An 11,819-nucleotide genomic window follows, 5' to 3' on the forward strand; every position below is an offset into this window, starting at 1 on the left:
TCCTTACTCCTCCTTTTCCGCAGCGCGCTCACCTGCTTTTGTCTCTCGGCGGGATCTCAGGTGATTAAAGATGGCGAGTAGGATTCCAAGGACAAGGAATCCCCCTGGGGCCATGATCATAATGACGGCAGGTTGAAAGGAAGCCGGCGTGATTTTCATCCCGAAAAAGGAGCCCGCGCCTAACAGTTCGCGGATGACCCCCAACACGGTTAAGGCAATGGTGAATCCTAATCCCATGCCCAGGCCATCAAAAACCGACGCCAGAGGCGGATTTTTGGAGGCATAGGCCTCTGCCCGGCCAAGAATAATACAGTTGACAACAATCAAGGGGATATAGAGGCCGAGAGATTGATACAAGGTATCATAGAAGAAGGCTTGTAGGAGAAGATCGATGACCGTGACAAAGGTGGCGATGATGACGACAAAAGCCGGGATTCGAATTTTATCAGGGATCACTTTGCGAAGCAGAGAGATAACAAGATTCGAACCCATCAGGACCGCGGTCACAGACAGCCCCATGCCGAGACCGTTGATTGCCGATGTGGTCACGGCTAGGGTGGGACACATGCCTAACACTTGAACAAAGGTAGGATTCTCATCGAGAATTCCCTTTTTTAAGTTCGACAGCAGCGTGGACATCTAGTTTCCCTCCTTCAGATACACTGTATAATACTGTAATGCTTCATTTACGCCCTCGGTGACGCCTCTCGATGTGATCGTCGCGCCCGATATGGCAGAGATCTCATTCTCCGCCGCGTCCCCCTTAACAACGGTCAGCGTCTCCTTCGCATTTTTCCCGGAATACTGGTCGATAAAATCGGCCTCCGTCGCCTTTGCCCCCAGCCCTGGCGTCTCCCCGTGGCTGATGATCGATACCCCTGTCACATTGCCATCGGCATCGATACCGACTGCCATCTCCATATCGCCACCGTACCCGGTTCCCATTACTTTCATGGCAACACCGCCGTTCTCTGCCCTGTAGACCTCCAGGACGGCTTTCTGGTCCGGCTGGACCTCCAGCTTCGTCAGCACACCTGCGTCTGGCAAAACCTTTGCGTAAGCCCTTTGGTTGACTTCTTCCTTCTTATCCGCGATGACGTCCTTTGTGGATTCATAGACAAAACCAAGGCAACAGCCAGCGATGGCCGTGATCAAAAATAGGATTGCCCCCAGGCGGACCAGATCATTCTTTAAAAGCCCTGTCACCTTGGACATGGCGGACATCTTGTGTCCATCATTTTGCATGCTTCTTCACCTCCCCGTAGATCTTAGGAACTGTAAAGCGGTCGATCAGGGGAACGCAAAGGTTCATGAGCAAGATCGAAAACGAGACGCCCTCCGGATACCCGCCAAACCGGCGAATAATCGCCGTCAACAGTCCGCAGCCGATCCCCATAATCCATTTGCCCTTCTTCGTCATGGGAGATGTGGTATAATCTGTGGCCATGTAGAAGGCGCCCAACATCAGACCTCCTGTAAACATTTGATAAAAACCGTCTCCGCCGAATAGATACGTCAGCAGTACGGTGGTCGCAATAAAAGATACGGGAATAATATAATCGATGACCTTGCGGGCAAGGAGATAGCCCCCACCCAGCAGAATCAACAGGGCGGACGTCTCCCCGATGCAGCCGGGGATCGTACCAAGGAAGCAACTCATAATCGAGGGCAAGCCGGCAGGGTCTGTGATCCCCAGCGGCGTGGCGCTGGTAATGCCATCGACGGTAAAATTCGTCATGGGCGCAGCCCAGGCCACCAGCAGAAAGCATCGAGCTGCCAGCGCCGGATTGACAAAATTCTGACCGATTCCGCCAAACATCTGTTTGACAATCAGGATTGCGAAAGCGGAACCGATGACCGGAATCCAGAGCGGCACGCCGACCGGAAGGTTGAAAGCTAAGAGAAGCCCCGTCACGGCCGCGCTGTAATCTCCAATGGTGACAGGCGTTTTCGTCAATTTCTGCCAGAGAAACTCCGACAGAACGGCTGACGCCACGCTTAAGACTGTAACCAGGAGCGCTCTCGGCCCGAAGTACAGTGTCGCAAATATCAAAATCGGGATCAGAGAAAAGATGACGTCCCGCATGATCGAGCCCGTGGAATACGGCGCGCGAATATGGGGGGAGATGGATATATGATATAAGTGTTTTTCTTTATCGTCCGCCATGATATTCGTCCTCCTACCCTTTCTTTTTGCGGTTTGCCGCGACAATTTGCTTTCCTGCTTTGAACGTCTGGGTCAGATGCCTCTTGGCCGGACAGACATAACAGCAGGATCCACACTCAATACAATCCATCCCATGCATTCTCTCAAACCCCTCCCAATCCCTGCGCAAGGCCAAATGATTCAACTCATAGGGGAGAAGATGGATGGGACAGGCCTCGATGCATTTTCCACACCGTATGCATTGCGATTCCTCTGGGATGAACGCTTCTTCTTCATTAAAAAATAATAGGGCGGAGGTGCCCTTCAGCACCGGCACGTCAGTGGAATATAGCGGCATCCCCATCATCGGACCGCCGTTGAGAATCTTGTAAGGCTCTGTCACAAATCCACCGGCAGCCTGGATCAATTCCTGAATATTGGTTCCGATTCGGACACGAAAGTTCTTCGCTTCCCTGATGGCGCCACCGGCTACCGTCACAATCCGGCGCATCAGCGGTAAGCTCTCCACCAGGGCATAGTAGATCGCCACGACCGTATCGATATTATGTACAATACAACCCGCATCCGCCGGCAGCCCGCCAGAGGGAACCTGCCTACCCGTGACGGCGTTGATGAGCTGTTTCTCCCCTCCCTGGGGATATTTTGTCAGAAGCGGGACGACGGACACATTTGGAATCTCCTTCGTCAGATCCATCAACAGCTCAATGGACTTCGGCTTATTATTCTCGATTCCGATGTATCCTTTGGCCTCGGGGAACAGAGTCAACAAAATCTTGAGCCCTTCGACCACCTTTTCAGGGGCTTCGATCATAACCCGGTAGTCGGAGGAGAGAAATGGTTCGCACTCCGCGCCGTTGACAATGATCGTATCGATTTTCTTGTCAGGTCCCGGCGACAGCTTCACATGGGCCGGGAATCCGGCGCCCCCCATTCCCACAATACCAGCCTGGCGAATTCGCTCCACAATCTCTTCCCGCTTCATGGCTGTATACTCATATCGAACAGCCAGCTCCGGGGCCTCCTCATATTGATGGTCGTTCTCAACCACAACGGACATGACTTTCGATCCGTTAATATGTAGCATGGGTTTCACATCTTTCACCACTCCGGAGACGCTGGAATGGATGGGGGAAGAAACAAAGCCCGCCGCTTCGCCGATGCACTGGCCCCTGAGAATCCGGTCTCCTTTTTTTACCAACGGCTTACAAGGGGCGCCGATGTGCTGCTGCATAGGAAATACTAAATCCATCTGTGGGTCCAAATAATCCTCAATGGGTTTCCCCTCCGTAATTTTCTTGCTGTCCGGAGGATGGATTCCACCCTTAAACGTTCGCAATGCTCCAGAAAACTGGCTCATTCTCCTACCTCCAATATTGTAGTCTACATACGGGCACCAATCAATACGCGAAAGTGGCAAACCTGCCATATGGTTTGCCAACTCAGTCTAACCTGTACTATTGTAAACTATTTTACCCAAAAGTTCAAGGATCGTTATGGTTTTAACAGCTTTTTTCGCTGGCTAAAGGATTTTCCCGACACAGCGCCCTTGGTATCGCCCTTGCTCCAACATTTTCCTCTCAATCTCGTCCTGGATACTCCACCAGCTCCGCCCCCAATTTGCAAAAATCGTATCCGTCGCTGGCGCTCTCCCCAGCAGCCGTTGAACTGCCACGTCCTCAGGGAGATGCTCCAAAAAGACCATAACTCGCTCCATATAGTCTTCACAGGAAATCATTTCCAAACAGCCGTTTTCAAAATCCTTCGCCATCTTCGTCCCTTTCACTAGATATAGGGAATGGAGCTTTACCTGCTGTGAGCCTGTTTCCCGCAAAAGCTTAGCCCCAGCCACCACATCCTCCATTTGATCGTAGGGAAGATTTAGAATCATATGGGTACACACAGAAAACCCGTAGTCAGCGATTGTCTCCATGGCACGCCGGTAACATGCGGTGTCATGCCCTCGATTGATGCGCCGCAGCGTCTCATCGTTGGCGCTCTGCAATCCCAGTTCAATGGTGATGGCAACATTTTTTTCACGCTGTATCCGGCGAAAGATCTCCAAATGCTGCACCTCAAGACAATCCGGCCTTGTCGCCACCGCGATCTCCACAATGTCAGGCTGACATGCTTGGATCAGCATCTCATAGAGTTCCACTGAGGGCCGATACGTCCCTGTATAATTTTGAAAATATGCGATAAATTTCTTGGCCTTGTATCGCTCAGTGATTATGGATTTTTCCAATTGTAGCTGCTCTTCGATAGGAATGGACGAACTCAGCGCCTCATGGCCAGCGCCCTGTTCGCCACAGAAAGTGCAGCCGCCTGTGCTGATGGTTCCATCTCGATTTGGGCACGTTCCGGGGACATTGACAGGAAGTTTATATACTTTTTCTCCATATTTTTTTTTGAGAAAATCGGAATAGCGGTAGTAGATCTGCATAGAAATTTCCCCTTTCTTCAAATGAATACGTTTTTCAAAGGTATAAAATCGAATCTATGTGTAATCCTATTTATGAAAGGCAAGTACTTTCAGAAGGAGGAACCATTTCATGAACACGAAGCCATTTGATGTAATCTGTCTGATACTGGTTATCATCGGCGCTGTCAATTGGGGGTTGATTGGATTTTTCAATTTTAACCTCGTCGAAGCTATCTTTGGTTTCAATTGGGTTGCGCGCGTCATCTATGCTTTGGTTGGTTTGGCCGGCTTGTACTGTATCAGCCTCTTTGGGCGTATTCGCATTCCTGCAGACCGCAACAATTAACGAACCAATGGAAAGTCCTTGGGTTACTTTAACCAAGGACTTTTCTTACTGTGAAAGAATTTTCGCTTTCATGTCCGCCTCACGGCGGATTTTTCTTTAGGATAAAAAACGTCAAATATTTTTAGAAATAAAAAAGGAAATTTAGAAACCTTGACGAATGTATATTAGTAAGTACGGATACGTTCGGTGTTTGAACCAGCCGTAAGTTCACATCATAACCCTACAAATCGATAGGAGGAGATTGACATGATTCAAATCATTGCAGGCAGGGAAGGCGCCGGTAAGACCAAGAATCTTATCGACATGGCAAACGACCTAACCAAGGTGACGGATGGACATATCGTATATGTGGATGCGGATAACAGCCACATCTATCATTTAAGCCATCAGATCCGGCTTATCAAGCCAGATGAGTATCCCTTGGAGTCGACATCGGAATTCTTTGGATTTGTTTGCGGGATCTTATCCCAGGACTATGACATTGCGACAGTCTTTATCGACGGTCTCCTAAAAAATGCAAAGGTGAATCCCGACAAGGTGGACGCGCTTTTACATAAAGTGGATATGGTCGCCACCAGATACAACGTCAATTTTGTCATCAGCATGTGCTGTGCACCGGAAGAACTGCCTGATTCCGTACAGCAATATCTCGTCTCGTAGTTAGGGTTGTCATCCATCATGTCCCCGAAGTGGTTCCCGCTTCGGGGATTTTAGCCTGTAAAAATGCGTTTTCCTCGGTTTCGCCCTGATAACGCTTGCGAAATGCCGCAAACTATGCTACTATAAAGCATAAGCGGTGCCGACCAGACTGTGCGCGGGAAAACCGCGATTTTGTTGAAAAACGGGAGGAAACAAAAGTGAAAAACGTATACGATATCTTAGAGGAGCGCGGCTTTATCCAGCAGGCGACTCACCCGGAGGAGATTCGTGAGGTGCTGGGGCAAGGGCCCACCACATTCTACATCGGGTTTGACGCTACAGCTGACAGTCTTACAGCGGGACATTTTCTGACGGTCATGGCCATGATGCATATGCAGCAGGCGGGGCATCGCCCCATCGCACTGCTGGGAGGTGGAACCACGCTGATCGGAGATCCCACGGGCAAAAGCGACATGCGCAAAATGCTGACTCGTGAGCAGGTAGACGACAATGCCATGCATTTCAAACAGCAATTGTCTAAGTATATTGATTTTTCAGATGGAAAGGCGATCCTGGAGAACAATGCGGATTGGCTGTTGGATTTAAACTATGTCACCTTCTTGCGGGAGGTCGGCGTTCACTTCTCCGTAAACCGGATGCTCACGGCGGAATGCTACAAAGCGCGGATGGAGAAGGGATTGACATTTCTTGAGTTTAACTATATGTTGATGCAGTCCTACGATTTCTACGTGTTGCAGGAAAAATATGGATGCTGCCTCCAACTCGGCGGAAATGACCAGTGGTCCAACATTATAGGCGGTGTTGAGCTGATCCGCCGCAAGCTCAATAAACCGGCATACGGCCTGACCTTCACCCTGCTGACCACCAGCGAAGGCAAAAAAATGGGAAAAACCGAAAAAGGCGCGCTCTGGCTCGATCCTGACAAGACGTCCCCCTACGATTTCTATCAGTATTGGCGCAACGTCGAGGATGCCAACGTAGGAAAATGTCTGGGGCTCTTGACTTTTCTTCCCATGGAGGAAGTTCACAGGCTCAGCAATCTACAAGATTCTCAGATTAACACGGCAAAGGAAGTTTTGGCATACGAAATCACCAAAATCGTCCATGGAAAGGAGGAAGCGGATAAGGCTCAGGCGGCGGCGAAGAGCCTGTTTATGGGAGCCGGCGCTGACGACAGTGCAATGCCGGCAACTGCGCTGACAGAGGCAGAGCTGAATGATCTCGATATCATCGGACTGCTGGTTAAAACCGGATTGGCCGCCACCCGATCCGAGGGACGGCGCCTCATCTCCCAGGGCGGCGTCAAGGCCGCTGGGCAGAAAATTGAGTCCATCGACATGCCGGTCTCACTGTCCTTATTTGACCAGGATCGCACCCTCCTTCTCCAAAAAGGGAAAAAAGTGTATCACAAAGTTACGCTCCAGTAAACCTCTTCCGATGGAAAAGGTCCGTTCTCCCATGCCTTCGCCATGGGATGACGGACCTTTCTTTTACGTGCGCTCGACGACGGTTGCACTCTCCTCCTGTTCCAGCATTGCCAACAAAAGCTCCCATGTCCGCTGAACCGACGAGACGCTCATGCGCTCGCTGGGGGAATGGATATCGACGATATCCGGCCCGATGGAGATGATATCCAGATCGGGAATCGCCTTCGCAAAGATTCCACATTCCAGGCCGGCATGGATCGCCTCCATCCCCGCTTCTTTTCCAAATAAGCGCTGATAGACCGCACAGTAGCGCTGACGAAGCGCCGACTCCTCCCGATATTCCCATCCGGGATATTCGCTGAAGACCTGCATTTCAATCTGATTCATGCCCGAGAGAATATAGAATTTTTCTTTCATGGCCAGCAGCTGATCCCGCTGAGATCCCCGGAGTGACACCACTCCCGTCCAGATGTCCTCGTCAGTTCGAAGGATACCCAAATTGCAGGAGGTTTCCACCAACCCCTCAATGACATGGCTCATATTCTGAACTCCGTCAGGCGCCAAATTCAAAAAGCTCAAGATCCGCCCCGTATCCTCATTGCTGCACGGCTCCAGCGACCAGCCTTCCGGATCTCTGGCAATGTCCGCCCATTCCAGCGCGATCTTGGCCTGGGAATCGGTGCCGCCAAATTCCTTTGCCAAGTCCTCTCCAAACCACCAACAGCCGCGCTCCACTTCCTCCGACAGATCCCCCGGCACCCACAGCTTCGCAGTACATTCCCTGGGAATCGCATTGTCCTTTACGCCGCCATCGATGGAGACGAGCCTGGTATTGGGACAGTGGTTGTACCACCCAAACAGATACCGGCTCATCAATTTATTGGCATTCCCGCGCTTCTTATTGATATCCTCGCCGGAATGTCCGCCCTTCAGCCCATAGATTCTCACCGTGACGGGAATGTAGCCGTCCGGCTGCACAGAACGGGTCAGACGGGTGTGAAACTGAAGCTTTGCTCCCCCTGCGCTGCTGATCAACACCGTTCCTTCTTTTTCTGAATCCAGGTTGATCATGCGTTTTGAACGGATTTGCGATGTATCAAAGTAGTTTGCTCCGAGAAGGCCCGTCTCCTCCCCTGTGGTGAGAAGGATCTCCAGCGGCGGCAAAGAATGGGTTGTATCGCTCATCAAGGCCATGGCGTAAGCCACCGCGATGCCATCGTCCCCTCCCAGCGTCGTTCTATCGGCAAAAAGCCAATCGCCGTCCAGCTTCAAGGCGATGGGATCTGTCTCAAAATTATGTGGACTCCCATGATCCTTCTCACAAACCATGTCCAAATGGCCCTGTATCAAGAGCGAGGGCTCAGCCTCCCTTCCGGCAGAGCCAGGTTTTCGAATCAATAGGTTGTAGGCGGCATCCTGATATACCTCCAGTGACAGTCCTTCAGCAAAAGCCTTTACGTAGTTGCTCAGTTCTTCCTCATTGCCGGAGCCGTGTGGGATTTGAGAAATCTCCTGAAAAAATTGAAAAATCTCTTTATATTGGATATCTTCAAACATTTTCTCCACCTCTTTTCTGAATCAATGAAATGCGGCTAGCACTGTATCCATGACCTGTGGCGGTGGCGCCGTCACCACGGCATCCTCCATGGCGGATAACAGTGGTGGACACTCCGTAAAGTGTAGCTGATGCGCGTGAAGCATCTGGGCTGACCGCGAGGAATCGGAAAGGAATCTGGCCGATATGGAGGAACCCCCAATGGAAGCCCCATATTTGGGATCGCCAAGAATCGGATATCCCATGTGCGCCAATTGCGCCCGAATCTGATGACCTTTTCCGGTGATCAGCTCGATACGCAAAAGTGATAGGGTATGGTCTTCCGAGCACCGCTCCACATGGCATCGGCATTGTACCACCGCCTCATCCGGCAGTCCCGTTGGCAAGTCGGACACCGTAACCGTATTGCGCTTTGAGTCCTTACGCCAATAGTGCGTCAACAGTTTGGAATCTTTCCAGCCGCACTCCCCGACCACGATGGCTAGATAAAATTTATGGATCTTTCCCTCCTGGATCATCTCATTGACCGCCTGTGCGGCGCGCACCGTCTTTGCCATAATGACAGCGCCGCTTGTATTTCTGTCCAGACGATTGCACACCCCTGGACAGAAACCGCCAAGATCTTCCTGGTTTTGCCGTATGATGGCGGCGCCGATCTCCGTCAGAGAGATAGCGTCTGCCCTATCCTTTTGCGAAAGCATGCCTGCTGGCTTGTTAAAAATCGTAAGATTCTCGTCGTCATATAAAACTTGTACTTTGGACATCCCCTTCAGGATTTGTTCTGAATTGTACAAGGTCCTGTCCGATGCCTGAAGCTCCGCGATTCGAGCATCTGCCAGGTAGATCTCTACCTGATCGCCGGAGGAAAGGGAGTATTTCGGATCCTGAACTCGTTTTCCGTTTACCTTGACCGCCTTTGTCCTTAACAGCTTATACAGAAGGCTCTTAGGAGCTCGGGGCAACTGTTTCTCCAAGTATCGCCCGAGACTGCGCCCCTCCTCCTGGGAAGAGACAATTCTCTTCTGCATGCGGTACCTCCTATGATCAAAATTACCCTTTTTCTATTGTACTCCATTTTATGAAATCCTTCAAGAGATTTCCGTCAATCTGCATAGGAAAATTTTTTGCTTTTTTTCGTCGATTTTTTCAATTTTTATCATCAAAATTGCATAATAAAGGACGAATATGAGGCTTATTTCACGGTTAGCAGCGCTAAACCGGAAAATTCCTCCTACTCGTCCCTATCATAGTCTGTTCAACTTGCCAATACTCTACAGCGCAATCCCAAAATATTCGACTGCATTCCGATAGCAGATGCCCTCGACGATTTCTTTTAGCATCTCCTCATCGTCCGGATACTCGCCATTCTCAACCCAATCGCCTACTAAATCGCAGACTAGCCGGCGGAAATATTCGTGTCGGAAATAGGAGAGGAAGCTGCGGGAGTCTGTCAGCATACCGATAAACTTTCCCAAAACCCCCACATTGGCGACCGTCCGCATCTGCTCGCGCATACCGTCGATATGATCATTGAACCACCAGGCAGAGCCCAACTGTATCTTTCCCGGAATCTCCCCTGCAAAACAGCCGCCGATGGTCAACAGCGAATAGTTGTGGTTTGGATTCAAGCTATATAGGATCGTCTTTGGCAGCGCGCCGTCCTTCGCCATGGCATCCATAAGCCCCGCAAGGCCGGCGGCCAGATGGACATCCAGAATGGCATCATTTCCCACGTCCGGTCCCTTATCCTGGAATAGCTTGCTGTTGTTATTGCGAATCGCGGCCATATGCAGCTGCATGACCCAACCGCGCGTGGCGTATTCCTCCCCAAAGAACACCAGGAGATGCGTCCGGTATTGATCCCGTTCCGCATTCGTCAGAACTTCCCCCCGCAGAGCTCTTTGGAAAATCCCATCCACCGTCTCCGCCGAAGCTTCGGCATAAGGTGCATAGTCCAACCCGTGGTCCGCGATCCGGCCTCCATTTTCATGGAAATACGCGATTCGCGCAAGCAATGCCTGTTTTAGCTCCGCCAAGTTCGAGACCGGCATCTGACACACATCCGACAGCGATGCAATATACTCCGCAAATCCAGCATTCGTCAGTTCTACAATCTTGTCAGGACGGAAAGCTGGGACGACTTTCGCGTGGAGCGCTCCCTCCTGCCGGATCTTCTGATGATATTCCAGATTGCTGATGGGTTCATCCGTGGTCGCGATCAGATCCACATTGGACATGGCAATCAAATCCCGGCAGCTTAAGTTTTGAAGCGCTGCGTTGGCTTTCTCCCAGATCACGGGAGCGGTTTTCTCCGACAGCGTCTCTTCGATGCCAAAGTACCGTTTGAGCTCCAGATGGGACCAGTGATACAGCGGATTGCCGATGGCATAGGACAGCGCCTTGGCGTAGGCCACAAACTTGTCATAGTCGGACGCATCCCCTGTAATATACTTTTCATCGATCCCCATTGCTCTCATGATTCGCCATTTATAGTGATCGCCATACAGCCACACCTGGGTTATATTCTCATAGCGTTTATTTTCCCAGATCTCTTGAGGGTTGATATGACAATGGTAATCATAGATCGGCAGCTTCTCCGCATATTCATGGTACAGTCTTCTTGCTGTTGGGGTTTTGAGCAAAAAATCAGGACCCATAAATGTTTCCATCGTTGTACACCTCTCCATTCTACTTCAATATATTTATGGTTATAGTCCCTGGCAGCCAGCCAGGTCTTTATCCATCTTGTTGTTTAGGTGTTATGCTATTGTTTTAGTATACCATGAAACTTAGCAATTGCAAGGTATTGTGCGGACGATGGCAAGCTATGCAAGAAACGCAGCAACTTATGCAAGTTGCACTCGCGAGGGGGCTGCAGCGAGTGCTGCCTTTCCGCCTCGCAGCGGACTTTCCTAATAATTATAATAAAGAAGGCGAATCTCCCGCCAAAGTAGATTCGCCTTCTCATCGCCAGAAGCTCCCGACCGGATTCGAACCGGTGACCTATTGATTACGAATCAATCGCTCTACCGACTGAGCCACGGAAGCACAAGCAAGATATATGATATTACATTTTTTTTAGAATGTCAAGAGTTTTTTTATTTTCCTTGAATGGAAAATCGATTCTGTAAATTCCCAAAGTAAGTGCCACAGTGGGATTTAAAATGGGATTTACTTTGATACGTCATTTGTGGTTGAATTGAATCTGGGAAATTATTTCTCAGAAAGGAGGCCACACATATGGC

The 11,819-nt window shown here is 50.4% G+C and carries 11 protein-coding genes and 1 tRNA gene; 3 read left to right on the forward strand and 9 right to left on the reverse strand.

Translation table 11 applies throughout. The features are described 5' to 3' along the window. Positions 1-3: 3 nt before the first annotated feature. From rsxE to mnmL, 5 genes are all read right to left on the reverse strand, one after another. A complete protein-coding gene (rsxE, locus tag H8730_RS06690; protein WP_177713675.1) occupies positions 4-639 on the reverse strand; it encodes an electron transport complex subunit RsxE in 636 nt (211 codons plus the stop codon). Continuing rightward, entirely contained in the window at positions 640-1,245 is a 606-nt protein-coding gene (locus H8730_RS06695; RefSeq protein WP_249289593.1) for an RnfABCDGE type electron transport complex subunit G, read from the reverse strand. Further along, positions 1,235-2,167, reverse strand: a complete 933-nt coding sequence (locus tag H8730_RS06700; protein WP_177713674.1) for an RnfABCDGE type electron transport complex subunit D — start codon at positions 2,165-2,167, stop codon at positions 1,235-1,237. Before H8730_RS06700 ends, H8730_RS06695 begins: the two co-directional genes overlap by 11 nt. 13 nt (positions 2,168-2,180) lie before the next feature. After that, positions 2,181-3,524, reverse strand: a complete 1,344-nt coding sequence (rsxC, locus tag H8730_RS06705) for an electron transport complex subunit RsxC (protein WP_177713673.1) — start codon at positions 3,522-3,524, stop codon at positions 2,181-2,183. Between the two features lie 162 nt (positions 3,525-3,686). Beyond that, positions 3,687-4,607: a tRNA modification radical SAM protein MnmL/YtqA gene (mnmL, locus tag H8730_RS06710; protein WP_177714852.1), complete on the reverse strand. Its 921-nt coding sequence runs from the start codon at positions 4,605-4,607 to the stop codon at positions 3,687-3,689. A gap of 109 nt (positions 4,608-4,716) precedes the next feature. Here mnmL and H8730_RS06715 point away from each other — a divergent pair, with 109 nt between their 5' ends. The 3 genes from H8730_RS06715 (at position 4,717) to tyrS (ending at position 7,019) form a co-directional block, all read left to right on the forward strand. Beyond that, entirely contained in the window at positions 4,717-4,932 is a 216-nt protein-coding gene (locus H8730_RS06715) for a DUF378 domain-containing protein (protein WP_177714854.1), read from the forward strand. Positions 4,933-5,178: 246 nt separating this feature from the next. After that, a complete protein-coding gene (locus H8730_RS06720; protein WP_177714856.1) occupies positions 5,179-5,592 on the forward strand; it encodes a twitching motility protein PilT in 414 nt (137 codons plus the stop codon). A 197-nt stretch (positions 5,593-5,789) separates the two neighbouring features. After that, entirely contained in the window at positions 5,790-7,019 is a 1,230-nt protein-coding gene (gene tyrS, locus H8730_RS06725; RefSeq protein WP_177714858.1) for a tyrosine--tRNA ligase, read from the forward strand. Positions 7,020-7,082: 63 nt separating this feature from the next. Here the strand turns inward: tyrS and H8730_RS06730 are convergent, their stop codons facing one another. From H8730_RS06730 to H8730_RS06745, 4 genes are all read right to left on the reverse strand, one after another. Then, a complete protein-coding gene (locus H8730_RS06730) occupies positions 7,083-8,576 on the reverse strand; it encodes an aminoacyl-histidine dipeptidase (protein WP_177714860.1) in 1,494 nt (497 codons plus the stop codon). A gap of 21 nt (positions 8,577-8,597) precedes the next feature. Continuing rightward, positions 8,598-9,602 carry a pseudouridine synthase gene (locus H8730_RS06735; RefSeq protein ID WP_177714862.1) on the reverse strand — a complete coding sequence of 335 codons (1,005 nt, stop codon included), beginning with the start codon at positions 9,600-9,602 and terminating at the stop codon, positions 8,598-8,600. A gap of 243 nt (positions 9,603-9,845) precedes the next feature. Continuing rightward, on the reverse strand, positions 9,846-11,243 hold the full coding sequence (uxaC, locus tag H8730_RS06740) for a glucuronate isomerase (protein WP_177714863.1): 1,398 nt from the start codon (positions 11,241-11,243) through the stop codon (positions 9,846-9,848). 306 nt (positions 11,244-11,549) lie between these two features. Next, positions 11,550-11,622: transfer RNA gene (locus H8730_RS06745), tRNA-Thr, on the reverse strand. Positions 11,623-11,819 lie beyond the last annotated feature (197 nt).

The organism is Bianquea renquensis, assembly GCF_014384895.1.
Classification (GTDB): Bacteria; Bacillota; Clostridia; order Lachnospirales; family Bianqueaceae; genus Bianquea; species Bianquea renquensis.

Coding starts and splice junctions, on each gene's coding strand:
- rsxE (WP_177713675.1), bottom strand. CDS start 639: ATGTCCACGCTGCTGTCGAACTTAAAAAAGGGAATTCTCGATGAGAAT.
- H8730_RS06695 (WP_249289593.1), bottom strand. CDS start 1,245: ATGCAAAATGATGGACACAAGATGTCCGCCATGTCCAAGGTGACAGGG.
- H8730_RS06700 (WP_177713674.1), bottom strand. CDS start 2,167: ATGGCGGACGATAAAGAAAAACACTTATATCATATATCCATCTCCCCC.
- rsxC (WP_177713673.1), bottom strand. CDS start 3,524: ATGAGCCAGTTTTCTGGAGCATTGCGAACGTTTAAGGGTGGAATCCAT.
- mnmL (WP_177714852.1), bottom strand. CDS start 4,607: ATGCAGATCTACTACCGCTATTCCGATTTTCTCAAAAAAAAATATGGA.
- H8730_RS06715 (WP_177714854.1), top strand. CDS start 4,717: ATGAACACGAAGCCATTTGATGTAATCTGTCTGATACTGGTTATCATC.
- H8730_RS06720 (WP_177714856.1), top strand. CDS start 5,179: ATGATTCAAATCATTGCAGGCAGGGAAGGCGCCGGTAAGACCAAGAAT.
- H8730_RS06730 (WP_177714860.1), bottom strand. CDS start 8,576: ATGTTTGAAGATATCCAATATAAAGAGATTTTTCAATTTTTTCAGGAG.
- H8730_RS06735 (WP_177714862.1), bottom strand. CDS start 9,602: ATGCAGAAGAGAATTGTCTCTTCCCAGGAGGAGGGGCGCAGTCTCGGG.
- uxaC (WP_177714863.1), bottom strand. CDS start 11,243: ATGGAAACATTTATGGGTCCTGATTTTTTGCTCAAAACCCCAACAGCA.